Origin of the sequence: Pontibacter sp. H249 (genome assembly GCF_037892465.1) — a bacterium.
Taxonomy (GTDB): Bacteria; Bacteroidota; Bacteroidia; order Cytophagales; family Hymenobacteraceae; genus Pontibacter.
Genome location: NZ_JBBKTR010000013.1, coordinates 125,217 through 150,265 on the forward strand (window position 1 = coordinate 125,217; position 25,049 = coordinate 150,265).

25 protein-coding genes are annotated in these 25,049 nt (G+C 43.9%); 14 read left to right on the forward strand and 11 right to left on the reverse strand.

What is annotated here, in order from left to right; genetic code table 11:
* Positions 1-36: 36 nt before the first annotated feature.
* A complete protein-coding gene (locus tag WG943_RS15760; RefSeq protein WP_340410457.1) occupies positions 37-312 on the reverse strand; it encodes a hypothetical protein in 276 nt (91 codons plus the stop codon).
* Between the two features lie 191 nt (positions 313-503).
* Here WG943_RS15760 and WG943_RS15765 point away from each other — a divergent pair, with 191 nt between their 5' ends.
* From WG943_RS15765 to WG943_RS15815, 11 genes are all read left to right on the forward strand, one after another.
* Positions 504-2,090 (forward strand): glycerol-3-phosphate dehydrogenase/oxidase, encoded by a 1,587-nt coding sequence (locus WG943_RS15765; protein ID WP_340410459.1) that lies wholly within the window; start codon positions 504-506, stop codon positions 2,088-2,090.
* A 217-nt stretch (positions 2,091-2,307) separates the two neighbouring features.
* Positions 2,308-2,802 (forward strand): DUF4168 domain-containing protein, encoded by a 495-nt coding sequence (locus WG943_RS15770; RefSeq protein ID WP_340410461.1) that lies wholly within the window; start codon positions 2,308-2,310, stop codon positions 2,800-2,802.
* A gap of 1,021 nt (positions 2,803-3,823) precedes the next feature.
* Positions 3,824-4,384 (forward strand): hypothetical protein, encoded by a 561-nt coding sequence (locus WG943_RS15775; RefSeq protein ID WP_340410463.1) that lies wholly within the window; start codon positions 3,824-3,826, stop codon positions 4,382-4,384.
* Positions 4,385-4,435: 51 nt separating this feature from the next.
* Positions 4,436-4,831 carry a hypothetical protein gene (locus WG943_RS15780; protein ID WP_340410465.1) on the forward strand — a complete coding sequence of 132 codons (396 nt, stop codon included), beginning with the start codon at positions 4,436-4,438 and terminating at the stop codon, positions 4,829-4,831.
* A 102-nt stretch (positions 4,832-4,933) separates the two neighbouring features.
* Positions 4,934-6,337, forward strand: coding sequence for a DUF4932 domain-containing protein (locus tag WG943_RS15785; protein ID WP_340410467.1), 1,404 nt, complete (start codon positions 4,934-4,936; stop codon positions 6,335-6,337).
* Between the two features lie 79 nt (positions 6,338-6,416).
* Complete coding sequence (locus WG943_RS15790) at positions 6,417-7,724, forward strand: AAA family ATPase (RefSeq protein WP_340410469.1); 1,308 nt, start codon at positions 6,417-6,419, stop codon at positions 7,722-7,724.
* Between the two features lies 1 nt (position 7,725).
* Positions 7,726-8,982, forward strand: coding sequence for a tetratricopeptide repeat protein (locus WG943_RS15795; protein WP_340410470.1), 1,257 nt, complete (start codon positions 7,726-7,728; stop codon positions 8,980-8,982).
* A gap of 95 nt (positions 8,983-9,077) precedes the next feature.
* On the forward strand, positions 9,078-9,524 hold the full coding sequence (locus WG943_RS15800; protein WP_340410472.1) for a GNAT family N-acetyltransferase: 447 nt from the start codon (positions 9,078-9,080) through the stop codon (positions 9,522-9,524).
* A 107-nt stretch (positions 9,525-9,631) separates the two neighbouring features.
* A complete protein-coding gene (locus WG943_RS15805) occupies positions 9,632-10,078 on the forward strand; it encodes a GNAT family N-acetyltransferase (RefSeq protein WP_340410474.1) in 447 nt (148 codons plus the stop codon).
* Positions 10,079-10,323: 245 nt separating this feature from the next.
* Entirely contained in the window at positions 10,324-10,566 is a 243-nt protein-coding gene (locus WG943_RS15810; protein ID WP_340410476.1) for a DUF3820 family protein, read from the forward strand.
* Between the two features lie 145 nt (positions 10,567-10,711).
* Positions 10,712-10,990: a GNAT family N-acetyltransferase gene (locus WG943_RS15815; protein ID WP_340410477.1), complete on the forward strand. Its 279-nt coding sequence runs from the start codon at positions 10,712-10,714 to the stop codon at positions 10,988-10,990.
* Between the two features lie 86 nt (positions 10,991-11,076).
* On the opposite strand, the gene gnd is transcribed toward WG943_RS15815, so the two are convergent.
* Complete coding sequence (gene gnd / locus WG943_RS15820; RefSeq protein WP_340410479.1) at positions 11,077-11,979, reverse strand: phosphogluconate dehydrogenase (NAD(+)-dependent, decarboxylating); 903 nt, start codon at positions 11,977-11,979, stop codon at positions 11,077-11,079.
* 39 nt (positions 11,980-12,018) lie between these two features.
* Positions 12,019-13,569: a gluconokinase gene (locus WG943_RS15825; RefSeq protein ID WP_340410480.1), complete on the reverse strand. Its 1,551-nt coding sequence runs from the start codon at positions 13,567-13,569 to the stop codon at positions 12,019-12,021.
* 164 nt (positions 13,570-13,733) lie between these two features.
* Here WG943_RS15825 and WG943_RS15830 point away from each other — a divergent pair, with 164 nt between their 5' ends.
* The 3 genes from WG943_RS15830 to WG943_RS15840 all read left to right on the forward strand — a co-directional run bounded on the left by WG943_RS15830 (position 13,734) and on the right by WG943_RS15840 (position 16,872).
* Positions 13,734-15,380, forward strand: coding sequence for a M28 family peptidase (locus tag WG943_RS15830; protein WP_340410482.1), 1,647 nt, complete (start codon positions 13,734-13,736; stop codon positions 15,378-15,380).
* Positions 15,381-15,681: 301 nt separating this feature from the next.
* A complete protein-coding gene (locus WG943_RS15835; protein WP_340410483.1) occupies positions 15,682-16,113 on the forward strand; it encodes a hypothetical protein in 432 nt (143 codons plus the stop codon).
* Between the two features lie 297 nt (positions 16,114-16,410).
* The gene (locus WG943_RS15840) at positions 16,411-16,872 is read left to right on the forward strand and encodes a DoxX family protein (RefSeq protein WP_340410484.1); all 462 of its coding nucleotides are present in this window, start codon (positions 16,411-16,413) and stop codon (positions 16,870-16,872) included.
* On the opposite strand, the gene WG943_RS15845 is transcribed toward WG943_RS15840, so the two are convergent.
* The 8 genes from WG943_RS15845 to WG943_RS15880 all read right to left on the reverse strand — a co-directional run bounded on the left by WG943_RS15845 (position 16,869) and on the right by WG943_RS15880 (position 24,908).
* Positions 16,869-17,654: an SDR family NAD(P)-dependent oxidoreductase gene (locus WG943_RS15845; RefSeq protein WP_340410486.1), complete on the reverse strand. Its 786-nt coding sequence runs from the start codon at positions 17,652-17,654 to the stop codon at positions 16,869-16,871. The two genes, WG943_RS15840 and WG943_RS15845, sit on opposite strands and share 4 nt — an antisense overlap.
* Positions 17,655-17,778: 124 nt before the next feature.
* Entirely contained in the window at positions 17,779-18,297 is a 519-nt protein-coding gene (locus WG943_RS15850; protein WP_340410487.1) for a GNAT family N-acetyltransferase, read from the reverse strand.
* 95 nt (positions 18,298-18,392) lie between these two features.
* Positions 18,393-19,535 carry a glycosyltransferase gene (locus tag WG943_RS15855; protein WP_340410488.1) on the reverse strand — a complete coding sequence of 381 codons (1,143 nt, stop codon included), beginning with the start codon at positions 19,533-19,535 and terminating at the stop codon, positions 18,393-18,395.
* Positions 19,535-20,509, reverse strand: coding sequence for a glycosyltransferase family 2 protein (locus tag WG943_RS15860; RefSeq protein WP_340410489.1), 975 nt, complete (start codon positions 20,507-20,509; stop codon positions 19,535-19,537). The genes WG943_RS15855 and WG943_RS15860 overlap by 1 nt, the downstream gene beginning before the upstream one ends.
* Before the next feature lie 3 nt (positions 20,510-20,512).
* Positions 20,513-21,037 (reverse strand): DUF4199 domain-containing protein, encoded by a 525-nt coding sequence (locus WG943_RS15865; protein WP_340410490.1) that lies wholly within the window; start codon positions 21,035-21,037, stop codon positions 20,513-20,515.
* Between the two features lie 26 nt (positions 21,038-21,063).
* The gene (locus tag WG943_RS15870; RefSeq protein WP_340410491.1) at positions 21,064-21,573 is read right to left on the reverse strand and encodes a DUF4199 domain-containing protein; all 510 of its coding nucleotides are present in this window, start codon (positions 21,571-21,573) and stop codon (positions 21,064-21,066) included.
* A gap of 67 nt (positions 21,574-21,640) precedes the next feature.
* Positions 21,641-22,903: a dihydroorotase gene (locus tag WG943_RS15875; protein ID WP_340410493.1), complete on the reverse strand. Its 1,263-nt coding sequence runs from the start codon at positions 22,901-22,903 to the stop codon at positions 21,641-21,643.
* 1 nt (position 22,904) lies between these two features.
* Positions 22,905-24,908 carry a BatA domain-containing protein gene (locus tag WG943_RS15880; RefSeq protein WP_340410494.1) on the reverse strand — a complete coding sequence of 668 codons (2,004 nt, stop codon included), beginning with the start codon at positions 24,906-24,908 and terminating at the stop codon, positions 22,905-22,907.
* Positions 24,909-25,049: the final 141 nt, after the last annotated feature.

The window sequence follows — 25,049 nt, forward strand, 5'->3', positions numbered from 1 at the left end:
GGAGACGTTAAAGTCTCCTTTTTTTATGAATTATTCTTAGAATCTGTCTTTGTCTTTACCTAGTTGCTTCACAAGCTTGTTGTAAACACCAAGTAACAGGAACGACGGTGCCCACTGACCTACAAAAAGGGCTTCTTCATCTTTTCTCATCACTTTAAGTGTAGCAGATATTGCCATTGAGCCTAAAGCTGCCCACAAATACATATCAGATGGTATTCGGGCTGTATACTCTTCAATTGCTGCTGCTACAGGTCCTTCTTTTTTCTCTGGATTATAGCTATCCGCTTTTCTTTTTAGATCATTTGTATCCATAGTTATTATTATTTAGATTTTGTAATTCGTTTAGATACAAACGGAACACACAATGGTATTGTTTACTATTCTTGCATTTTTATACTTTAAGGCCCTTTCCTGATTATTTTCTGCACGTTACAAACTTCATACTTGTATTGGCTGCAACACGTAAACACAGCTTATTATACTAGCCAAATTTACTACTACCTATGAACCGCCAGCACATGATCGCACAACTTACTGCTACACCTGTTTGGGATGTGCTGGTAATAGGAGGCGGAGCCACAGGTTTAGGCATAGCCGTAGATGCCGCCAAGCGTGGTTACAAAACGCTGCTGCTGGAGCAAAGCGATTTTGCGAAAGGCACATCCAGCCGTAGCACCAAACTGATACACGGCGGCGTGCGTTACCTGGCTCAAGGGCATATTAAACTGGTACTGGAGGCACTAAAAGAACGCGACCTGCTTTTGCAAAATGCGGCACACCTGGTAAAGAAGCAGGTTTTTATAGTGCCGGTTTATACTTGGTGGGATGCTTTTTTATACTTCTGCGGACTAAAGCTATACGACCTGCTGGCAGGGAAGCGAGGCCTCGGTGCATCTGCTTTTATAAGTAAAACTAAAACGCTGCAGGCATTACCTAATATTAACCAGACCAACCTAAAAGGAGGAATACGCTACCTGGACTGCCAGTTCGACGATAGCCGGTTAGCTATAAACCTTGCCCAGACCGCAGCCGAAGCAGGTGCTTGTGAACTTAACTATGTGCAGGTAACAGGCCTCTTAAAAAACGAAGCAGCCAAAGTATACGGCGTAACTGCACAAGACCTGGAAACCGGCATAAAGTATAACTTGCATGCCAAAGCAGTGATAAATGCTACTGGTGTTTATGCAGATGCCATACTTAAAATGGAGGAGCCGGAAGCAAAGCCGCTGATACAACCCAGCCAAGGCGTGCACCTGGTGCTAGACCATACTTTCCTGCCCGGCCATGCTGCCTTAATGATACCTAAAACTTCCGATGGGCGTGTGTTGTTTGCCGTACCTTGGCAGGGAAAATTGCTGCTGGGCACCACCGACACGCTACGTGAAAAAGCAGAACTAGAACCCACCGCCTTAGACCAGGAAATTGATTTTATACTTTCTACTGCTGCCGGCTATCTTGTTAAAAAGCCAAACCGCCACGATGTACTTGCTGTATTTGCCGGTCTCCGGCCACTCGCAGCACACCAAGGCAATCCCAAGGCAACTAAAGACATCTCGCGCAACTTTAAAATTATACTTTCGGAGAGCCAACTAGTAACCGTAACCGGAGGCAAATGGACTATCTATCGTAAAATGGCCGAGACAACCTTAGATAAACTTATCCAAGCAAAGCTATTGCCTTATAGCCCCTGCACCACAGCCACCTCCCCCATTCATGGGCATACCACCACATTTCTTGAAAGCAGACATTTGAAAGTATATGGTACCGATGCCACGGCAATAGCGCAACTGCAGCAGCAAACTCCTGAACTGGCCACGCGCCTGCACCCCGATTATACTTATACTAAAGCAGAGGTAGTATGGGCTGCCCGACACGAAATGGCTCGTACTGTAGAGGATGTTCTGGCCCGTAGGCTTCGGTTACTTTTTCTGGATGCCGCTGCAGCTATGGATGCTGCTCCGGCAGTGGCAGCCATACTTGCCGTGGAGTTGGAGCAGAGCAATTCATGGGCCGATGAGCAGGTAAGATCATTTACAAAACTGGCGCGAACTTATACTTTACAGCCTGCTCAGCAGGCACAGCAGATTTAATAAATCCGATATCAAACATAAACCATTACATAAAATCGAACCAGAATATATAGTTTTTTTGATTTCCCTGATTTTTTTGCTTATACTTAATAAGCTGTGGGTAAACCAGCCTGTGCATATGAAACGTATGTTTGTCTGATATGCCAACGTTTTGACAAAAACGGGGCGCCTACAACTTTAAATCAATCTTTTAACCCAATCCTAAAAGAAACCTAAAATGGTACTACTAAAGAAAGGGACTATTGCAGCCGCATTTGTAGTGGCATCTGTGTTCGCCGGACAGGTTGCGTTTGCGCAAGATGCAACAGAACCCATTACCCAGGAGCAGCTGGATGCTGTAGAGTTCTCAGACGATGAGCTTCAGAAATTTATCAAGGCTAACACCGCCGCTGTCGAGCTTCAGAAAGAAGGTCGCGACGCTGTTGTAACTGCCATTGAAGAAGCCGGCCTTACCACAGATCGTTTTAATGAGCTTGCCCAGGCCAACAGACAGAAAAAGCTCGACGAAGTTGCCAAAGACGACAAAGAGAAAGAAGCTTTTGCAACCGTTGTGAAAAATGTGGTAAAGCTACAGCCTGAAAACAAGCAGAAAGTAGAAAAGGCTATCACAGACGAGGGCCTCTCGATGGAACAATACGAGAAAATTAACAGCGCCTTCCAGAACGACAAGGCCGTTAGAACAAAGGTACAGTTGCTGCTACAGGAGCAATAGTATACATTATACTTTAACAGAAAAGCGCCGGTACCTATATGTGCCGGCGCTTTTCTGTTTTAAGGGTTTTTCTTTAGCTGCATATTTAGCTTAATCCAGTTTTAAATATACTTTCGTGAATATAGATTAAAAGTATACTTTTCTTATCTTGTTAATTAGAGGCTGAAATTAGTAAAGTGGTCTGCAATGCGAGGATCAAGCTTTCGCTTTAGTAGTTGAGGTAGATAACATTCCACACATAGTGCAGATAAGCCGAATAGACCTCCGTTTATATACTAGTTGGATGAAATTTGTATCATAGAAAAAAGCTTTCTCCATAAACCTTAATCATGAAGATTAAATAATGGCATTTATCCTTATCAGGCTTATTGCAGTAGCTCTATTGGTATTTCCAATACTTTCTGGTGTATTTGCTTTTGCAACAGATGCTATTTATAATTTTGGTCAATTAGAGTCTCTTACATTCATTTACCTTGTTTGGGGCATGTCGATATTCTACTTTTCTTGGTCCTTTTTACTGTTCACCCTAATCCCTTATAGCTTTCTGTATGTTCTAATACCAATGAAGGAATGGCACTTTTTCTATAGATTTCTACTGTTTTACGTTTTGCTTGTAATAATGGGATTAATAGTACCTGAAGCATCAGTCGCAGGGACTTATAATGTAAATCACTATCCAAAGGTTTTAGTATTATACTTTCTATTGACAATAAGCATCTGTCCCTTATGCAACTTGTTCTTAAACAAAAAAGCTCGTTATCACGAAGCACATGATACAGATTTTTGACTTAAGTAAGAAGAGAGAAAAACTAAATCCAACACAAACTATAAGGTAGCTGTGCCACCTCATAGCAAAGCACGTTGGCAGTAATATCACTTAATTGAAATTTTGACACACAAGTTTTACAAAAAGTCTAAAGGAGAGCAGAACCGTATCCAGTTGCTTATAGCCTTTTGTGCACTTGCATTTAATCTATGCATCTTGCTTCTGTCGCATTTAAGCGGAATTTACATTCTCGTAATGCTATCAGTCGGGATAACGCTGTCTGTTATTGCCCCTTTTTTCGATACCCCCTCCCTCAAGAAAAAAGGAAAGCTTGTTTACTATTCTCCATTATTCTTGGCAGAGAAGGAGAAAAACGGCGTCATCACTATACATGGAGCGACCTTGTTTGACTATGTCTATGTAATTGACAGACAACTTAGCGGAAAGCAGAGGACGACCTTTGTAATCCAAAGCTACTTAGAAGGGGTTCTCGCGCTCATAAATGAGTATGAGGCTTTAGGCACTTATTCCATCAAAATTAAGGGAACCAGTTACATTTTAAGTAAGAGTACAGCCAAGAAGTTAGGATTCACAGAGGTTAAAACAGATTTTGTGCAAAAGGTTATCCTGATATACAACTACGTAAACCTGGCTCTATCTCATTCCATAGCGAAAGCAAAGCTTAGCCTCCCGAATTTTGGCAACGTGAGAACCTTTGAGGCGGAATTAAGCACTCTCGTAGACAAAAAACAATATATGCTTCAGCTTAAAGAAAAGCTAAAAAATAATACTGCCAACAACACCTGTAGTGCATGAACGCACCATAGCCTAACCCGTTAAAAACAGTTAAAAACTCAAAACCTTTAAATGGAAACAAACTCAAGTTCGGCAGGAAATATTGATTTGCTGAGGCAGGACATACTAGAGAAAATACAAGAGGTACTCTTCAAAGAAAAAGGCAATCATCACACGGAATCTCTTGTTGTAACAAAAGAAACATTCCAGAAGAAATTAAAGGCAGCTTCCCTCAGGTATAAAATTATGCGCCCTATCACCGTAGCCATGGTTATACTTTTTATCCTTATTTGCATTGCCCAGCTAGGCGACTTCGACTTTTTCTTTGAATGGCAACAGGCAGCGTTGTTCATCCTTATGACCTTTGTGCTAACTCAAAATACCTCCAGCCTCAAACAACAGATAGAAAGGTATAAGTACCTCCTGTACCTGCTCGGTATCTTAGAAAGTCTTGATGAATTGAAGTGATATAATTCCCATTAATCGAACGTAGCCTTTATACTTGTTATACTTGTTATACTTCAGGCTGCACAAACCCATGTTACCTACTAAAGAAGTGAAAACATACTAATGAGAAAGTTTTTATTACTCCTATTCTCCCTCCTGACACTAAAGGCATCTGCACAGGATAATGTGATCATTGAAATACCTGAAAGCTATGAGCTTTCTAACATCATACTTGCTCTTACAAAGTATGGCAGAACAGACCCTTGGGATGTACAGAAGGTATCTCCTTATTACAACGAAGTGCTGAAGCATTTTGAACCTGTAAAAGACCATCCTTTACTGGACAGTGTAAATTACTCAAGACCTGAATGGGAAAAATTCTTGGGATTCAGAACAGACGCTTATGCCTTCTCATTTGATGCTGACAATAAGCTTAAAAGGGATTACCCCTTCAACTCTTTCGGCCCGGTGGAGTTTGACAAGAACCTGGAGCTGATAAACGATTTTGTAGAGAAATCAAACTACAGAGCTTTCTATGCAAAACACTCCGGCTTTTATGACAGTATTGTCAGTAACTACAAAGAGTACTACTTCTTCGATAAAACAAAAGCCTTTTTAGATAACAGAATCGGCAAGCAAGGGGACACAGATCGTGGCAAGACCTATAGAGTTGCAGTATCACCATTAGTTGGCGGACAGAATTGCCACAGAGATATTGATAGCCTAACCAGCGTTGATTTTCCCAACATCAGTAAAGACCTTATACTTGGCAAAATCAATAACAACGGCATAAGAACCAGGATCGTTGAAAACCACACCATTTTTACAGAAATGGACCATGGCTACATCAACCCTATCTCAGACAAGTATAAAAAGCAGATCCAGCAATATTTCGACACCAGGTATTGGGATAACAAATCAGGGTATACCGATATCAACGTGTTTAATGAATACATGACCTGGGCAGTTTACGACCTGTTTCTAAAGGAAAGTTTTGCAGCGCATGCCGACTCCATAGCACTGCAATGGCATTACCAGAATGCCAGTTCTAACCGAGGGTTTATTGCCTCCGACCTGTTTGCTAAAAAGGTGCTAGAGCTGTCTGCAAAAAACAAAGGAAGTGACTTTGAAAATGTATATCTTCCCCTTTTAAAGTGGTGTAAAAAAAATGAAAAGAAAATCATTCAACCTTCAATTGATGGAGTAAAAGCCAACGAATTTATTCAGCTGAAAGACAATCTTGTTACAGTTGGATTTACAGAGAAGATGGCTCCTGTTAACAACTTTGGGGCTATACTTTTAGAGGTAAAAGATGGCAAGCAGACAGGCAAGAGCAAAACAGTTATGATAAGCAAACAGCAAAACAACCTGCATTGGCAACAAGGTGGTAAAAAACTGAATTTTAAAGTAGACACAGACTTTCAGGAGTTTATTCTGCTTTTTAACTGGTGGGGAATAAAGCAGCCATTGCTTTCCAGAAATGAGGTGCTGTTAAAGCCACAGTCCTATCTCTTACTAAAGAAATGAAACGTTGCTTACTAGGCTGCTATACTTTAGGCTGCACTCACCCGCTGCCAAAACTTTATAAAAGACATTAAAACCAATCATGAACGATAATACGATCGACGGTTTAAAAGAGGCACTAAAGCATTCGCCTGACAACGTGCCGTTACGCCTGCTCCTGGCTGAGAACCTCCTGGCGCTAAACAGGCTTGAAGAAGCAGAGCAAGAATATACCACGCTTTTAAAATATACTAACGATACAAAAGCTAAAACCGGCTTAGCAAAAGCTTTCTTCCGTAAGGGCAATTTCTCGGCCTGCAATGTAATCCTGGAAGAGGTGATTGAGAGCGGAAAAGAGGATGCGGAGATTTTAACGCTGCATGCAAAGGCCCTTCTGAAAGAGAACGCTATGGGCAAAGCTGTGGAGATGTACCAGAGAGCTTTAGAAAGCAACCCTAACCTTACGGACGAGGAACTTGACAGCCAGCTGAGGTTGCGGGGCACCTACGAAGAGGAGGAAGATGACGAGGCGGCAGACAGCCGTTTCCTGCAAAAGCCAACCGTTAATTTCTCTGATGTTGGCGGCATGGATGCTGTAAAGAAAGAGATCGAGCTGAAGATCATCAAGCCACTACAACACGCCGACCTTTACAAAGCCTACGGTAAAAAAGTAGGCGGCGGTATTCTGTTGTACGGCCCTCCGGGGTGCGGTAAGACCTTTATTGCCAAAGCAACAGCCGGCGAGGTAAATGCCAAATTTATTAATGTAAGCCTAAACGACATACTAGATATGTGGATTGGCAACAGCGAGAAAAACCTACACGAGATCTTCGAACTGGCCAGAAAGAATGCTCCCTGTGTTCTGTTTATCGATGAAATAGATGCCCTGGGTGCCAGCCGCAGCGATATGAAACAGTCCAGTGGGAGGCACCTGATAAACCAGTTTTTACAGGAACTTGATGGCATAGAGCACAACAACGAGGGTGTTCTTATTTTAGGAGCAACAAACACTCCCTGGAACCTGGACCCAGCCTTCAGGCGACCAGGCAGGTTCGACAGAATTGTTTTTGTGCCACCTCCAGATGAGACCAGCAAAGAAGCTATACTTCGGTTAAAGCTAAGCAGCAAACCAATTGGCAATATTGATTACGCCCAGGTCTCCAGGAAACTGGATAACTACTCTGGTGCAGACATAGACGCCATGATAGATATTGCGGTGGAGCTAAAACTGGAGTCGTCTTTTGCGGATGGCATCCCTAAACCTATCGATACGAAAGACCTGCTGGAAGCCGTGAAAAAGCATAAGCCCAGCACGCAGGAGTGGTTTACAACTGCAAAAAACTACGCCATGTTTGCCAATGCTTCAGGGCTTTATGATGATATATTGACTTACCTAAAAATTAAGAAATAACATGGTAGAGGATTACAGGCTATCTAAGGTTGACATACTATTTGAGCAAAAAAAGTATGCGGAGGCCGAGCGTATTTTACAGGATCTTTTAGCCGAAGATGTAAACAACATACATTACCTCTCGTTGCTGGCTGAGACTCACTTGCAACAAGATAAAGCTGCTTCTGCCAGAGAAATCATCGATAATGCGATCGGTTTATCTCCTGCTGTTCCACACCTGTATTATATTAAATCCAGGATTGCTGTTTTTAAAGAGCAGTATGACGAAGCAGAGAGCTGCGTTGAGCAGGCCATAACCCTAGACCCATACGATGCAGATTATTTTGCATGGCTGGCAAAGATCAAACTTGTAAGAAAGCAGTACGAGCAGGCACTTGCCTATGCTGATAAAGCTCTGGAAATTGACGCAGAGAATTTACTGGGACTAAACACCAGAAGTACAGCTTTACTCAAACTCAACAGAAAAGCAGAGTCTTTTACCACAATTGAGGGAGCTTTAAGAGAGAATCCTAACAACCCCTACACACACGCAAACTACGGCTGGGGCTTGTTAGAAAAAGGCGACCATAAAAAAGCATTAACGCATTTCCAGGAGGCACTGCAAAGTAACCCTACTTATGAATATGCACAGGCTGGTTTACTGGAAGCTCTAAAGGCGAGGAATCCGGTTTACCGCTGGTTTTTAAAGTATGCTTTCTTTATTGGCAACCTTACCTCCAAATACCAGTGGGGCGTAATCATAGGTTTTTACATCGGCCAGCGCGTGCTCCGGTCAATTGCAGACAGCAACGAGGCCCTGCAGCCCTACCTTACTCCGCTGGTAGTTCTGCTTGCCCTGGTAGCCTTCTCTACCTGGGTTATAACGCCTATCAGCAACTTGTTTCTCCGCTTTAATAAGTATGGGCAGCTGCTCCTGGATAAAGCCGAGAAGAAAAGCTCGAATTTTGTAGCAGTCAGTTTCGCTGTATTTGTAATAGGCGCTATTTTATACTTTGCAACAACAGAAGATAAGTATCTGGCACTGGCAGTTTTCGGTTTTGCCATGATGGTGCCTTTCAGCGTGATGTTTTCAGAAGCAAAGTATAAGTATTCGTTGCTGATCTATTCGGCTGTGCTAGGTTTAATTGGAGTGGGCGCTGTAGCAATTACTTTTTCAAATGGCATACTTTTCAATTTGCTGTCGGTACTGTTTATTTTTGGTTTTATAGCTTTCCAGTTTGTTAGTAATTACCTCACTATCAAACAGGACAACATTTAAATACAGGAAAACATCAGGACGGTATCATGACTGAGTGTAATTTGCTCAGCCACTACCATACATACCGCTACAGCAAACACCTGCAACTAAGCAAAATGATCAGAGCATATACTAACCAGGACAAGGAAGAGCTTATTGCGCTACTAAAGCTAAACATACCTGCATACTTTGCCGAAGAAGAGGAGGCCGATTTTGTAGAATACCTGGAGCAGCACCTGGAGGATTATTTTGTGGTGGAAGAAAACGATAAGTTAATAGCAGCAGGTGGACTTAATTATTTTCCTGAATCAGGAGAGTCAAGGATTTCGTGGGATGTGGTGCACCCGGATTATCAAGGCAAAGGCATCGGCAGAAAGCTCACACAGCACCGGATCAATCACGTCAGGCAGAACCCGCAAATAAATCTGCTCATCGTCCGGACAACGCAGCTCGTGTACAAGTTCTACGAAAAGATGGGCTTTAGCTTAGCCAAAACAGAAAAGGATTTCTGGGCCAAAGGCTTTGATCTTTACCAACTGCACATGCCACTGAGAGGTAACTAAGAGCCTAACAAAAGATAATACTGCTCTGTAAAGTATAAATCGGTTAGTGTAAAATCTTCCGGTTAATTGCAAAGGCCTTACTATCTTTAAGCTTTAAAAAGTGTAGTATGCCTTTAGAAGTAGTATGCAAAGCCTTTAATGAGCTAACGCCACAGCAAATGTATGAGATGCTCCGCCTACGCAGCGAGGTGTTTGTAGTGGAGCAGAATTGCGTGTTCCTGGATATGGATAACAAAGACCAGCAAAGTTACCACCTGCTGCTGTACCAAAACGGCGTGTTGGAGGCTTGTGCCAGGTTGGTGCCTCCTGATTTATCTTACTCTCAGATGTCGATTGGGCGCATTGTTACCAGTCCTGCCACACGTGGCACCGGTTTAGGTAAAAAACTGGTAGATATTGCCATCTCGGAATGTTACCGCCTGTTTGGTCAAGGTCCGATACAAATTGGTGCACAGCTTTACGCTAAAGGCTTTTACGAGTCTTTTGGCTTTAAGCAGACCGGCGAAGTTTACGACGAAGATGGCATCGACCATATCCACATGATCAAGCCGTAAAACGCGCCAATATTTTCTATTTATAACAAGGACTGATTGGTTATTTAGTTAACTAAAGTTGTGTGTTTTTCTTCAGTAGGCAAATTACCCACCCCTGCCCCTCCCGAGAGGGGAATTACATGCACGAGTAAAATTCCCCTCTCGGGAGGGGCAGGGGTGGGCTCTCAATAGCAGAGGGAATACATCAACACTGCAAATCTTAACCTATTTTTTTAACAACAACTCAGGCTATACTTTACGCTACTATGGCAGATACCTCACAACCAAATGCTGATATCTTAGTTTCCTTGGTGCGCATGAAAATGCCCTTCGGAAAGTATAAAGATACATTACTATGCAACCTGCCGGTATCGTATTTAGAGTGGTTTTACCGTGAAGGCTTTCCGGAAGGCAAACTGGGCATGCAGCTAGCCACGATTTACGAGATTAAAATTAATGGCCTAGAGTACCTGCTGGAGCCTATTAAAAAGCAAATGCGGCGCTCTTAAGATTTAATCTACCGAACTGAACTAGGCGAAACCGCCCCTACTCTTCCTGCCATCCCAGTAGCATGCCTTGAAATCTTGAGCTCCTATACATCCTAGTCTCTGAACCGACGTATTTATACTTTAACATACTTAACCAGAACTAGCAATGAAACCGAATATAGAGCACGAAAAAGAAGACCAGCAGTTTACCATAAAGCTGGGAGAAGACGACGCAGAACTAGCTTATACGTTGCCCCAGGAGGGCATAATCTGCTTTACCCATACTTATGTTCCAGAGTCTGACAGAGGCCAGGGGCTAGCGGCAAAGCTGATAGAGAAAGGAATACATTTTGCCCGGGAGAAAAATTACAAAGTAGACGCGCAATGCCCTGCTGTAGTTAAATACCTGAAAGCACACCCTGAGCACGACGACATTAAAGTATAAACCTGATAAAGAGCTGAAGCAAAGTATACTTTCTTCAGCTCTTTTACTTTATAAGCTTATGTGATTAACAAATAAACCGCACGCCACTACTCATCTGCCTTCTCCACCTTGTGCCCTCCAAACTCATTGCGCAAAGCTGCTACTACCTTACCCGAGAAAGTATCCGTTTCATAAGATCGGTAACGCATCAGCAGCGACATGGCAATAACAGGCGTGGCAACTTGCATATCCAGAGCAGTTTCTACGGTCCATTTCCCCTCACCCGACGAGTGCATAATGCCTTTTATACTTGTCAGTTCCGGATCTTTGCCGAAGGCTTTCTCTACCAACTCCATTAGCCAGCTGCGCACTACAGAGCCGTGGTTCCAGACGCGCGCCACCTCTTTGTAATCCATATTAAATTCGCTTTTGTGCAGCACCTCAAACCCCTCTGCAATGGCCTGCATCATGCCGTACTCTACCCCGTTGTGGATCATCTTTACAAAGTGTCCGCTGCCAGGTTTGCCCACATGCAAATACCCCTTCTCCACCGACACATCCCTGAATATCTCCTCGCAATACGCAAAGGCTTCCGGCTCTCCTCCTATCATGGTGCAGGCTCCGTTACGGGCACCTTCCAGGCCACCGCTGGTACCACAGTCCAGGAAAAAAATACCTGATGCTTTTAGTACCTCCGCACGTTTCACAGAGTCTTTGTAGTTGGAGTTACCACCGTCAATGATAATATCACCAGATTGCATTTGCGGCACCAGTTGGTCGATAACAGCATCCACAGGATCTCCGGCAGGCACCATGATCCAGACAACTTTTCTACCCGTGAGTTTTTCTGCTACCTCCGGTATGGTATAGGCAGGTGTTACGCCTTCCTTGGCAATGGCATCCGTTGTAGCAGGTACAAGGTCAAAAGCTACTACGTCGTGTTTATGATCTCTTAAGTTCAAGGCCAGGTTGTACCCCATCTTACCCAGTCCTACCAGTCCTATTTGCATGGTATAAATCTTTATATGTAAAACATCCGCTGCAGCTGCTTATTCTGCTTCCGGTTTTTCTATGCTTTCAAAATTCCCCAGTTGGCTAAAGCTACTCTCCAGCTTAGGGTAAAGCTGCTCAAACAAAGTATAATTTTGCCTGTATACTTGGTGCGCCTTCGGATCGGGTGTAAATGTTTTATGAATACTGATCAGCCCGCTGGCATCTTCCAGCTTTCCAATCATGCCTAGTGTGTGCATACCAAGTATGGCTGCTCCTAGCGCCGAGCCTTCTGCGGTATCAGTTAAGTATACTTCTACGTTAAAAACATCTGCCAGCATCTGCACCCACAGTTCTGAGTGTGTAAACCCACCGTTAGCATAGATCCTTTTAACAGGTCCTAAAGTTTGCTCCAGCGCCCTGCCAACACTGTATATCCCGAAGATGATGCCTTCCATCAGAGCTCTTAAAAAATGAGCGCGGGTGTGGGTGTAGTGTACGCCGATAAAACATGCCCGGGCTGCTACATTCCAATGTGGGGAGCGTTCGCCGAGCAGGTAGGGCAAAAAAAGAAGCCCTTCAGAACCAGGTGCAACAGTGGCGGCCTCAGCATTTAGCAGGTCGTAAATGTCTTCTTTTGCTTCTGAAACAGCCTTAGCCTCAGCTGCATAAAAGTTTTCCCGGAACCACTGCAGTACAATGCCACCGTTATTTACAGCGCCGCCCAGTACATACTTCTCTGGTGTGAGCACATAGCTAAAAATGCGTTCTTTCAGATCCGTGACAGGTTCATCGGCTGTTACTCGTATAGCGCCGCTTGTACCAATCGTTACAACGGCATCTCCTTCACAAACGGCATCTGAACCAAGGTTTGCCAGGCAGCCGTCGCTGGCTCCAAGTATAAATGGTAACTCCGCGCCCACTCCCAATTGGCTGGCAAATGCTGGCTTCATACCGGTAAAAGTATAACCTGGAGGTACGGCCTCAGGTAGTTGTGCAGCACTTATACCAGCTACTTCCAATGCATCGGGGTGCCACTGCAAGGTAAAAATGTTAAACAGACCTGTGGCAGAAGCAATAGAGTAATCTACTTTATACTTTCCGAAGAGCCTGTAAAACACAAACTCTTTTATGCCGATGAACTTAGCTGTTCTGTCAAAAATATCTGGAGCCATTTCCCGGAGCCAGCAGATACGAGGCAGCGGCGACATAGGGTGAAGCGGTGTACCGGTATGCAGGTAAATGTCGTGGCCGAGATCGCTATTCTTGAGTTTTGCTGCCTGTGCCATACTTCTGGCATCTGCCCAGATCATGCAGTTTGTTAATGGTTCTCCGCTTTTATCCATGGCAATCAGGCTGTGCATGGCGCTGCTGAAGCAAACTCCCTTTAGTGTATAATCACCTTCGCGCACCAGTGCTGCAACTGTTTTTAAACACTCCACAACAGCGTCGAAAACAAGCTGCGGGTCCTGCTCAGCAAAGTTAGGTTCAGGGTGGATAATGGGATACTCTACTGCAAACTGAAACAGGGCTTTCGCATCGGCACTGAAGGCTACTGCCTTGGTGCTGGTTGTGCCAATGTCTATGCCAATGATCGCCTCTTGTTTCATGCTGCTGTAATTAAGCTTTACCTACGCAATACAGCATACTAAGAGTTATAATACCTTGTGCTGCGGCAGCTGAATTCCTGCTTACAGTAGTATACATAAGACAGAAGAGGAAGCAGTTTTTCGTTTGCAATGATTATATTTGGTTTATAAACTAAACTAAACACATGAAACCACACCGCTTTATACTTGGGCTTTGTTTGCTGGTAGCTGTGCAGCAGGCACCGGCCCAAGACCTGAAAGTAGAGAAGAAGGTAGCTAAATCGATGAAGAAGGTTGAGCCGGAGGATATCAAGAAGCATATCTGGTACCTGGCCGACGACAAGCTGCTGGGTCGCAAACCCGGCACCCCCGGCTACCAAACTGCCGTTGATTACGTTATCGACAACTATAAAAAATTAGGCGTACAACCTGGCGGCGAAAACGGCACCTACCTGCAAACTGTAAGGCTAAGAACAGCCAAAACAGAGGATAATGCCACTATGACTTTAGCCGACAAGCAAGGTACGGCAACCCTTACAGCAGGAAAAGATTTCAGCATTTACCCTAACCCGAAAGAGGCCAACGTTACCGTAGAGGCTCCGCTTGTATTTGCCGGCTTCGGCATCAGCGCTCCGGATCTTAACTTCGACGACTACGCCGGACTGGATGTGAAGGGCAAAGTGGTGCTGGTATTGCGTGGTGCGCCGCAGGGTTTCCCGAACACAGTGGCATCTTATAGCATGGATACGCAAACCATACTTAAGAACGCAGCAGACCGTGGTGCCGTGGGTGTGATATTAGGTAGCTATAACCCAAGAGCGGGCGTACCTAACTTCAGAAACGGCATTAATAATGTAATGCACGCCAACGGCGACGTAGCTTTCTCCAGAACCTATAACGACAAGATCAAACTATTTGCCGTTGTTAGCCATGAGCAGACAGAGAACCTGCTTTCAGGTGCCGGTGTAAGTTTAACAGATGCAGTAAAGAATCTGAGAAGCGGTAAACCAGCTTCTGCCCCCCTTAACCACACCCTAAGGGCAAACTATACTTCTACCTACACCGACATCGAAAGCCAAAATGTAGTGGGCAAAATAGAAGGCTCTGATGCTAAGCTGAAAAACGAGTATGTAGTACACAGCGCACACTTAGACCACGTTGGCATTGGCAGGCCCATAGACGGCGACTCGATCTATAACGGTGCTCATGACAATGCCTCTGGTGTTGCCAGCTTACTGGAGATTGCTAAAGTATACTCTCGCCTAAAGCAAAACCCGAAGCGCTCTGTGTTGCTGGTAATGGTTACTGCCGAGGAAATGGGACTACTAGGATCTGCCTACTTTGCCAAATATCCAACCGTGCCAGCTGGCAACATTGTAGCCGACATCAACACCGATATGCCAACCATTATTGCGCCGCTGCTGTCGGTGGTGCCGTTGGGTGCGCCGCACTCTAGTTTGATGGGGCCTGTAACCAAAGCAGCCAACTACCTGAACCTGGACATTGAAGAAGACCCGGAGCCGGAGCAAAATCGTTTTGTGCGCAGCGACCAGTACAGCTTTGTAACGCAAGGTATTCCTGCCCTGCACATCAAATATGGCAACAAAACTCCTGACGGTAAGAATAACCTGGACGAGACTGTGAAAGTATGGCGTGAGAAATACTACCACAAACCACAGGACGGCATTGATGGTGTATTTGACTTTGAAGCTGGTAAAACCTATGTGCAGTTAAACTTCCTAATCGGCTACTTGGTGGCCCAGGATGCGCAACGCCCAACCTGGAACGAAGGCGACTTCTTCGGTACCCGCTTCGGCAGCTTGCAGCAGTAACAAAAAACACTTTAAAAAGCCCCGGCCTTACATCTGTAGTGCCGGGGCTTTTTGTTTACAGCCTGTAAAGCGGCAAGTATAAACTGTTGCCATACTTATCTACACTTTATTTTATGGCTGTGGAAAACGTACATCAGGTGTTAATAATTAACATCGCATAAAAGTATACTTTACTGACTTTCAGCTACATCTCAGATATTACCCAACACCCTCCATAGCTACTGTGTAAAATTTGTCCACATGCACATTTTATACCTGTTTATTACATATTTTTGTAAATATATATAGAGATAAAACTGCCATGGAAACGACGCAGCGCACAGTAACAAAGAACACTACACACAGAGGAGAAATCATACGAGAGGCTATTAAGGCAAGCGGTGTAGCCATTGGTGTGGTAGCCGATAAGCTTGGTGTCAGCAGAAAAACGCTTTACAATAAATTTAAGGAGAGCAGCATCCCGTTTAGTTTTATACTTAAGCTAGGCGAGGTTATACATCACGATTTTTCACAGGAATTCCCGCATTTGAGTAAAAGTGTAAAAAAGGAGCCTGCCATGCCGCAGATGCCCCTAAGCACCAACCTGATGCTGCCTTTCGACGGTGAGCCAGCCGGTGCACCAAAACCAAACAACATGAAAGAGTGCGAAGCTGAGTTAGTAGCACTGCAGCGTAAGTACATTGCCCTGCTGGAGAAGTTTAACGAACTGCTCCTGAAAACATCTGCAAACTAATACAAGACTTCTCCCTTTTACTGACGTGGCTAAACAGTTTAATAAATGTAAAGTAGGCAGGCTAAGCAACTAGAAGCAAGCCTGCTCACTTTATACTTTTCACCACTACAAGATCTACCTGCACAAGCTGAGGCAGTTAAGTTCATTCATAGCCATACGGGCTCCCCTACCATCCTCAAGCCACTTCGTTTACATAAATATCAGACAGGATACGTATCTATTTTTCTGTTTATCGTTCAATATTAATTAGGCAGGTTGCCTGGCAAGTATAGTTTTTAAATAAAAACAGAACGGTAAATGAACGAAGACAAGTATTTGCCCTATGCCAGTTTGCTGATGAGGTTAGCCCTTGCATTTACGTTACTATCTGCGGTGGCGGATCGTTTAGGTTTTTGGGGTGCCCCCGGAGATAAAAACGTGGCCTGGGGTGAGTGGTCAAATTATGTAGAGCACATGCAAACACTGGTGCCATTTGTCTCCAGAAGTATAGCAAGTAAACTCGCAACGGTTGTTACGCTTTTACAAATAGCCTTTACTTTTATGTTTCTTACTAATCTTAAAATACGTTGGGCAGCCATTGGAACCGGTATACTTTTCTGCCTTTTTGCTTTGGCCATGGTCAATGCCTATGGTATAAAAGCACCCTTAGATAGTTCGGTATTTGTGGGCATTGCCGCCAGCTTTCTGTTAGCTAGTGTGCCCATTTATAAATGGACGCTTGGCGGCATCAAAAAGAGAACAGTTTACCGCCCATACTAAGCCAGTTGCTTAACAAAGTCATTCTCCAGGAAATATTCCAGTGTAAAACGTGGCTCAGTGAGTACAGAGGTATTCTCCTTAGTTCGTGCCTCCACTTTAAAGTCTCCTTCGTTAAACGGTTTATAGAAGAACTCATTCTCCGAAGTATAGGGCAACTGCTCATACTGCACACCGGCTGCGGCAGCCAGTTCTGCCATGGTATAATCGCGCGGCCCCAGCAGTACTTCTACTGTTTTACCTTCAAAAGTTGGATGCAGCAGATGGCGGGCTGCTATACTTGCCACCTCGTAAGACGAAATGTAAGGCAACTTCAGATCGGGAGCATAAGGTGTGTGCAGTCCCCAGTTCAGGTTCTCGAAGAAGTTCGCGCAACGCAGGTGTTTTATGTGCACACCAAGCAGCTTGTTTAATTCCTGCTCCATGGCCACCAGCCTTGTAGGTGCTCCTGCTTTGTAAATAATACTGTTGCTGATGTTTACAATATGCGTTACCGGTGTGCCTTGCAATAGCTTGCCTAAACGTGCTGCAGTGGCAGCAGGATTAGCCAAATGTTCATCAGGAATAGTCAGGAATAGGCTGGTAGCGCCGGCAAAAGCCTGTTGTAGAAAGGCATCATCGCTGAAGTCGCCTTCCAGTATGGTGGCTTTGCCTTCGAACTGCTGTAAACGATTACGGCTACGGCCCGCAAGAGCCACAGTAGCGCCAGCTGCCAATAACTCATGGGCTATTTTGCTGCCAATGTTACCTGCTGCGCCAAGTACAAGTATGTAGTTACTCTTCATAGATTTATTTTGTAGCTAATGGAAATGAAGCGACAAAGTAAAGTAATCCTTTTCATAGCCAACACAACAATAGACATACTACTGAGGTAATCCGACAGACAGCTGATTCTAAAAGTATAAACAGCTACCAGGGTAACCCGTTCAAATCCATTAGTTCAGGTGCTATTCTTGGTTGCCCCTCCGGCGAAAGCAGCATTACATTAGAATCATATAGCTGCTTACCTGTAGGTTGCTGGTAGTAAAGTGTAGAATTTACGGTGTACCAACCAAGGCGACTGTAGAAAGGCAATAAAGCATCGGCACAGAGTAACAATCCATACTTGCAGCCCAACTCGTCAAAAATAAACTGCTCCGTTGCCCTCAGTAGCTCCGTAGCGTAGCCTTTGCCTCTGTACTCTTTTGGCGTGATCACATTGTTAACACCGGCTATTTTGTGCGTTGCACCATCCATACTTACATCGCGTAGCATCACATTATAAAAGGTGGCAACTTTATCATTTTCATACTTTATGAAGCTCCAGTCTGGTTGCGCCCAAGTATGGCGCTGTACGAAGGGTACATGGCCAAATTCTGATTGTATGTGGTGGTGTAGTTCTTCAGCCTCCGCAGGGCTAAGGTCGGTGTGTTTTATACGTTTGATCACAGTTTTATATAGCGTGGGTATTTCGGCCGCAAAGGTAACAGAAAGTATAAAATTGCGTGCACAGCGACAGCTATACTTTGGCAAGATCGGCTAGTTTATACTTTATCCGCCAGCTCCCAGGTGGCCTGCACAAAACGTTGCCAGCTAAAGCGTTTTTTATACTTTGTGATATTTTGGATAAGGGCAGGAGCATCTGCAGAAGTATAAAACTGAAGTATGGCTTTTGCAATGGCAGCCGGTTCGGGTTCTACTACATACCCTACTTCTTTATCTGGTACCAACTCAGCCAGGCCGCCCACTTTGGTTACCACCATTGGCTTATCGAAGTGGTAGGCTACCTGCGTAACGCCGCTTTGGGTGGCATGCTTGTAAGGCTGCACCACCAGGTCGGCAGCACAAAAGTAATGGCGTACTTCAGCGTTAGGAATAAAATCTGTTCTGAGCACCAGCTGGTCCTGCAGGTCTAGTTCCTGAATTAACTGGTGATAAGGTGCGGCATCCTCGTAAAACTCACCAGCCACGATCAGCTTCAGATTTGGGATAGATCTTACCTGTGCATCCGCCATGGCTTTAAGCAGAATATCCAAGCCTTTATACGCCCTGATAAAGCCAAAGAAAAGAATGTAGTTATAGGTTGGGTCTAAACCTAAGGCAGTATAGGCTTCGGCTTTCGTTTCTGCGGCTCCAAAGTTATCGTATAGCGGGTGCGGCAAGTATAGGCTTGGCTTGTTGGGCTCAAACTGCTCCAGGTCCTGCTGCACCGAGCGCGACATAGTCACAAAACCATGGCAGGCTTTGAGAAAATACCTGGTAAAGGGAATATCACCGGGGCGTTTTTCGTGAGGGACCACATTATCTGTAATGGCCAGCACTCGGCTATACTTGTTCCTGCGGATAATGCGGGCAATAGTACCTAAACCTGGCCCCATGAATGGCAGCCAGTAGCGGAAAATAACCAGATCAGGCTTCTGCTTTTTAATGTAGTTTCCGGTTTTCCACCAGCTCAGTGGGTTTACGGAGTTGATCAGTACTTTTATACGCAGGCCTTTTGGAGCAGGCTCATCGGAGTACTGGCTTTTACCCGGAAAGAGAAACGAAGGATACTGCAAACTGAATGTTACAATCTCTACCTCATCGCCAGCTTCCTGAAAGGCCAGTGCAAGTCGTTCGTTAAAGGTAGCCATACCTCCACCACGCAAGGGGTGCGCAGGTCCAACTATTACTACCTTTCTGCCCATTACTTCTTCAGGGCTCCTACTTTATCCCGTATCAGGTACTCGTTCTGTTTATTAGAGGCAAGGGATATCATCTCGGCCAGGAAACCAGCCAAAAACAGCTGCACACCAAGTATAACTGCCACCAAGGCCAGGAAGAACAAAGGCTGATCTACAATATCACGCACACGCCCCCCGGAATATAGTCCAAATAGCTTTTGCGCGATCAACCAGACTGTAATACCCAAACCTACCACAAACATCAGTGTGCCCATGGTACCAAAGAAGTGCATTGGGCGCTTTTTAAAGCGGCTTACAAAAGTAATAGATAGCAGATCCAAAAAACCGTACACAAAACGCTCTAAACCGAACTTGGTAGTACCGTATTTGCGTTCCTGGTGCTGTACAGGCTTTTCGGCTATTTTAGTGAAGCCATGCCATTTAGCAATAACAGGTATGTAGCGGTGCATTTCGCCGTGCACTTCTATACTTTTTATAACCAGTTGGCGATATGCTTTCAGGCCACAGTTAAAGTCATGCAGCTTTATACCCGAAAGTTTACGGGTGGCGGCGTTAAATAATTTAGTAGGGATTGTTTTACTAAGCGGATCAAAACGTTTCTTTTTCCAGCCGCTAACCAGGTCATACTTCTGGTTTTTGATCATATCGTACAGGCCCGGAATTTCCTCCGGACTATCCTGCAGGTCGGCATCCATAGTTATCACCACTTCGCCGGTGCAACGCTTAAAGCCCTCGTTCAGGGCGGCAGATTTGCCGTAATTTCGATTAAAGCTGATGCCCTTTACAGCATTGTCTTCAGCACCAAGTTGATTAACAACGTCCCACGAGTGGTCGGTGCTGCCATCATCAACAAGTATAATTTCATAAGAAAACTCGTGCGCATGCATCACACGTTTGATCCAGCGCACGAGTTCAGGTAATGATTCCTCCTCGTTAAAAAGAGGAACTACTACCGAGATATCATAAGGGTATTGCATGTTTTATTCAAACTCCGGTCTGCTGTTTTTCATAATAGCAGAAATAATCAGCGACAGGATAAATCCGATGATCAAAGTTATAACGCCTGCGCCAAGAATCATAGTAACCGGCCCTTGAAAGTTCTCAGCCATTTGCATACCTGCGTCTATCTGCTCATCCGTCAATCCCTGCAATACCATCTGCTCACGCTGCTTTTCCATCATACGTGCCATGTACTCTGTATCTACAAACTCGGTGTAAAGCCACGTAAACAAGCCAGACAATAATCCAAACAGTATAGAAACTATTGCACCTATACCAAGGCCTTGTCCATAAGACATGTAACCACTATTAGCTGCTTTATACTGCTTCATTGCTAGCACAATACCACCAATAAGAATAAGGTATGCCAGGCTGCTAAGAATACGATTGTCACCAAGGTCAGCAACCATGATGATTAGAGAGTAAACTACTCCTACTAGTGCAGTAAGCAAGCCATACTTTATGGCAACAGAGGTAACAGACGGTTGTTGTTGAGTTTCGATCATAAAGGTTAGTTTTTTATGGTTAGATATTATTTACGAAAAAAAACTGCCGCTACTAACGAGAATACCCCACCCACTAAAATCCTTCTTAAAAAATCATCAGCAGCCAACATACTTGGCGATAAAGAAGTTATGGTTTTATAACCTCTCTCAAAATTCTCTTTGCCCAATAGCTTTATCTGTTCTTCGCGTGTCTCGTCGAGTAAAGTCTGCATTTCAGCTATGTGGTTTTGCAAAATCTCAGCTCCGGCAAAGTTTACAAACAGGAACGCCAGCATAGAAGCTGTAAGCGCAGTATAAAAAGACACCGATAAGCCAACTCTGAAGCCACGCCCAAAGCCCAGCTCTCCATCATGAAACTGTTTAAAATAGCGTATAGCCAAAAATATGAAAACCGGAATTGGCAGGTAAGTTAAACGCCCCATATCGCCGAAAGGATTTGACCCGGCAATGTGCAGCACTACCATAAGCACAAAGCATACTACTCCACACAACACGCCATAGCGAACCCCAACCCTAATAATTGTTTGATTAAACATAGTGCCTTTATTAAGCGCTGCTTTTCTTAACAGAAGCTAAATATAAGTATAAATATATTAAAAAAGGTTAATGAAGCACCACTTGCCCCTTATGAATTGTACCTACTACACGGCCTTTAAGTTCTTTGCCAAAGAATGGTGAATTTTTGCCTTTAGATACTGTTTCTGCCTCGGTTGGTATCCAAACCTGGTTTGGCTGGAATAGGGTAAGGTTTGCTGCCTCTCCCACTTCTATAACCGGTACCTTATGGCCAAGTATAAATCGTGGTCCTGATACGAATTTATCAACTAGCTGCTCTGTAGCCAGCACATCTGCAAAGGCTGTATTGGCTACTGCAAAGGCTGTTTCTAGATTGATGATACCAAAATCTGCTAAGTCAAACTCCAGCTTCTTAGCTTCTGTATCGTGCGGTTGGTGCGCAGAAACAAGTGCATCTATCGTTCCGTCTGCTAAACCTTGTTTTATGGCGTCAGCATCGGTCTGACTTCTAAAGGGAGGGGCCACTTTATAGTTTGTATCAAATGGTGCAATGCTCACATCTACAAAACTCACTTGGTAACTAGCTACATCGCAGGTTACGTTTAAGCCCTGTGCTTTAGCTTTGCGTATTGCCTCAATAGTGGCCGCTGTAGATACTAGAGAGAAGTGCATTTTACCACCTGCATAGGCAAGCAACTGTAGATCGCGGGTAACAGCTACTTCTTCAGCCAAAGATGGAATGCCTTTCATGCCCAGTTGGGTGCTGGTAATGCCTTCGTGCATTTGCCCGTGCTCTGTCAGCCTTGTATTCTCGGGCTTATTCATAAGCAAGCCATCAAACAGCTGCACGTACTGCAAAGCCTTTAGTATAATATCGGCTGCCTGTATCGGTTTAATCCCGTCCGAAAAAGCAATTGCTCCTGCCTGGTGCAGGTCGATCATTTCTGTTAGATCTTTACCATCGGTATCAACAGTTACAGCTGCAATTGGGTGCAATGTTACCGGCAGGTAAGCTGAATGGCTTTTAAGGTAATTAACTGCGCCTTTGGTTTGAACAACAGGGCTTGTATTTGGCAGACACAACACCTCTGTAAACCCGCCTTTACTTGCCGCTGCCGCTATACTTTGGATATCTTCTTTGTATTCATGCCCCGGCTCACCTACATAGGCATGCATATCTATCCAGCCACCAGATACACATAAGCCGTCTTTTGCTACAACTTTATCTGCTTCAGGCTCATCCGCACCAATGTACGTGATAATTCCCTTATCTATAAGGATATTCTGTTGCTGTAAATGAAACGAGGATTGCGGGCTGTAAATGGTTGCTGCTCGGAGAAGTACTTTCATGCTAGAGGAATCTAATAAGTGCTATTTCGGCCATCAGGAAAAACAGACACAATATTAGACAATATTTCCAAAGCTTCACGCCAAAATATCTTTTTTCGAACTCTCCCTTCACAGAAAATGCATCGCCGTAGTCATATACATGCACATTAGCCCTATTTCCGACCAAGGCACGCAACTCATCTGGAGTATACTGATCCAACTCCGACTCATCTTTACTGTAATTAAAAGCGAGGGTAGAAATGTTCTGATTCTGAACCTTCAAAGTATAAAATCCGGCTTTGTTCATTTCTCCGGGTATATTAAAATATAAGCTTCCCCCTCTAACCTGTTGCTCCGGAATAAACGACAGACTATCCTGCTGCAGTTCATAAACACCTTCTTTTGTAGTACTGTTTTTAAGTGGAATTCTGATAGTACCCTCTCCCAAAGTATATGCTAAAGCTTGTTCCTGCTTATATCCGGAGATAGCCAGTTTATACATCACAGGCACAAACAAAGCATGGTTAACTAAAGTATTTAACTCCTCTTGCAACGGAGCAGCCATCAAATACACTTTACCATTTCCCCTATCGAAACGTGACAAGTATGGCGCGCCTCCCTTAAACTCCAGTATATCTTCAGAAGACTTAGACCATACTAGCTGCCTACTCGATAAAGGCATCGTCATGCGTGCGTCATAACCAGAAAATATACTTTTAAAGAAAGGATTATTAGGATCTGGAGCACTGAGCGCGGTTTTAGCTCCAGTTTCTGAATTTTCTACTATGCGTCCAGAAACATTTAGGCTTTGAAATAAAGCAGCATAACTACCACTGTTTGCAGCAGCCCCTGGAACTACTATTGCTGTACCACCTGCTTTTACATAATTTGCTACAGTTGTAGCCAAAGCCGATGATAAATTATCAATGCTATTAAGTATAACTACATCACTGCCTGTAATTTTAGCATAATCTGGATTACCTGCTGCATAGCTGCCAAACTTAAATACAGGTTCATTTCCAAACAATCGCTGCAAAGAACTAGCCTTATCATTGGTAATTTCTGTAACTGTTATACTTGATGATGGGGTAAGGCTAAAGTAATAGGTGTTGTCGAAATTAACCGGAAAATCATCAATCTGCACATAAGCTTGTTTCGGGGAATTGTCTTGTATCTCAAAATTGAGCACAGCTTCAGTAACCTGCTGAGGTGCCAGATCTACACTTAATGCGGCTACTTGTCTGTCCTGTACAAAAAGCTTTACCGGAATGTCTTCTAAAACAACAGAACCAGTATTCCTAATGCGCACATGTAACAGGTTATCGGTATTTGATCTAATAAATTCATCCTGCAAGTAAATAGAATCAATGGCAACATTAGAGTTACTAGCTCCTGCTATTGGAACAACATGTACTTGTGTTGATGAGTCATAACGCTGCAAAAGTTCAGATCTGAAAGTTCGCTTTTGGTAATCTGAAAGTATAAAAATGTGTGAAGGTTTATATAGGGCACTCGATATGAAAGGGAAATTACTTGCTGAATGATCCAACTCATCTAAATATACTTTGGCATCAGCCATACTTAGAGGCTTACCACGGCTATATCTCCTATCAGAAATAACAGAAAAATTAGTAGAAGCAGGAAACAGGTTAGTTATAGATTTTCCTCTTTCAACTGCACCCGTCAATACAGAGTAGTCTTGATCTGCCTGTAAGTTTTGTAAACTAAAAGAATTATCAACAAGTATGGCTACATCAGAAGGGTTAGAACTTGTGTTTTGATTTGATGCAGGAAGAAATGGCTGGGCAAAGGCTAAAACAAGAAAAATAATAAATAGAATACGACTAATGAGTATCAGAATCTCTTTTAATGTTTTTTGACTGGAGGTGATATCCTTTGAGAGTTGAATGAATTTTATATTGCTAAAAATGACTCGTTTCGCCCTTCTTAACTGAATCAAGTGCAGTATTATAGGTATAGCAACTGCGGCAAGGGCAAAAAGAAAAGCAGGATATACGAAAGCCATAGTACAAGTTAAAGAGGATAGCTGCTAAAACAAAATTCTAGCATAATTCTATACTCTATAAAGCTACCTATAGTTAACGTAATATGAATAGTGCAAGGTATATACATTATAACTCATACTATAGTCATTATGGCTGCGGGC

Excerpts from the sequence above, each read along its gene's own strand:
- WG943_RS15775 (WP_340410463.1), top strand. The coding sequence starts at position 3,824 with ATGCTATCAGTCGGGATAACGCTGTCTGTTATTGCCCCTTTTTTCGAT.
- WG943_RS15875 (WP_340410493.1), bottom strand. The coding sequence starts at position 22,903 with ATGAAAGTACTTCTCCGAGCAGCAACCATTTACAGCCCGCAATCCTCG.
- WG943_RS15795 (WP_340410470.1), top strand. The coding sequence starts at position 7,726 with ATGGTAGAGGATTACAGGCTATCTAAGGTTGACATACTATTTGAGCAA.
- WG943_RS15825 (WP_340410480.1), bottom strand. The coding sequence starts at position 13,569 with ATGAAACAAGAGGCGATCATTGGCATAGACATTGGCACAACCAGCACC.
- WG943_RS15765 (WP_340410459.1), top strand. The coding sequence starts at position 504 with ATGAACCGCCAGCACATGATCGCACAACTTACTGCTACACCTGTTTGG.
- WG943_RS15860 (WP_340410489.1), bottom strand. The coding sequence starts at position 20,509 with ATGCAATACCCTTATGATATCTCGGTAGTAGTTCCTCTTTTTAACGAG.
- gnd (WP_340410479.1), bottom strand. The coding sequence starts at position 11,979 with ATGCAAATAGGACTGGTAGGACTGGGTAAGATGGGGTACAACCTGGCC.
- WG943_RS15770 (WP_340410461.1), top strand. The coding sequence starts at position 2,308 with ATGGTACTACTAAAGAAAGGGACTATTGCAGCCGCATTTGTAGTGGCA.
- WG943_RS15870 (WP_340410491.1), bottom strand. The coding sequence starts at position 21,573 with ATGTTTAATCAAACAATTATTAGGGTTGGGGTTCGCTATGGCGTGTTG.
- WG943_RS15845 (WP_340410486.1), bottom strand. The coding sequence starts at position 17,654 with ATGAAGAGTAACTACATACTTGTACTTGGCGCAGCAGGTAACATTGGC.
- WG943_RS15805 (WP_340410474.1), top strand. The coding sequence starts at position 9,632 with ATGCCTTTAGAAGTAGTATGCAAAGCCTTTAATGAGCTAACGCCACAG.
- WG943_RS15840 (WP_340410484.1), top strand. The coding sequence starts at position 16,411 with ATGAACGAAGACAAGTATTTGCCCTATGCCAGTTTGCTGATGAGGTTA.
- WG943_RS15880 (WP_340410494.1), bottom strand. The coding sequence starts at position 24,908 with ATGGCTTTCGTATATCCTGCTTTTCTTTTTGCCCTTGCCGCAGTTGCT.
- WG943_RS15835 (WP_340410483.1), top strand. The coding sequence starts at position 15,682 with ATGGAAACGACGCAGCGCACAGTAACAAAGAACACTACACACAGAGGA.
- WG943_RS15785 (WP_340410467.1), top strand. The coding sequence starts at position 4,934 with ATGAGAAAGTTTTTATTACTCCTATTCTCCCTCCTGACACTAAAGGCA.
- WG943_RS15865 (WP_340410490.1), bottom strand. The coding sequence starts at position 21,037 with ATGATCGAAACTCAACAACAACCGTCTGTTACCTCTGTTGCCATAAAG.
- WG943_RS15790 (WP_340410469.1), top strand. The coding sequence starts at position 6,417 with ATGAACGATAATACGATCGACGGTTTAAAAGAGGCACTAAAGCATTCG.
- WG943_RS15810 (WP_340410476.1), top strand. The coding sequence starts at position 10,324 with ATGGCAGATACCTCACAACCAAATGCTGATATCTTAGTTTCCTTGGTG.
- WG943_RS15830 (WP_340410482.1), top strand. The coding sequence starts at position 13,734 with ATGAAACCACACCGCTTTATACTTGGGCTTTGTTTGCTGGTAGCTGTG.
- WG943_RS15815 (WP_340410477.1), top strand. The coding sequence starts at position 10,712 with ATGAAACCGAATATAGAGCACGAAAAAGAAGACCAGCAGTTTACCATA.
- WG943_RS15855 (WP_340410488.1), bottom strand. The coding sequence starts at position 19,535 with ATGGGCAGAAAGGTAGTAATAGTTGGACCTGCGCACCCCTTGCGTGGT.
- WG943_RS15780 (WP_340410465.1), top strand. The coding sequence starts at position 4,436 with ATGGAAACAAACTCAAGTTCGGCAGGAAATATTGATTTGCTGAGGCAG.
- WG943_RS15800 (WP_340410472.1), top strand. The coding sequence starts at position 9,078 with ATGATCAGAGCATATACTAACCAGGACAAGGAAGAGCTTATTGCGCTA.
- WG943_RS15760 (WP_340410457.1), bottom strand. The coding sequence starts at position 312 with ATGGATACAAATGATCTAAAAAGAAAAGCGGATAGCTATAATCCAGAG.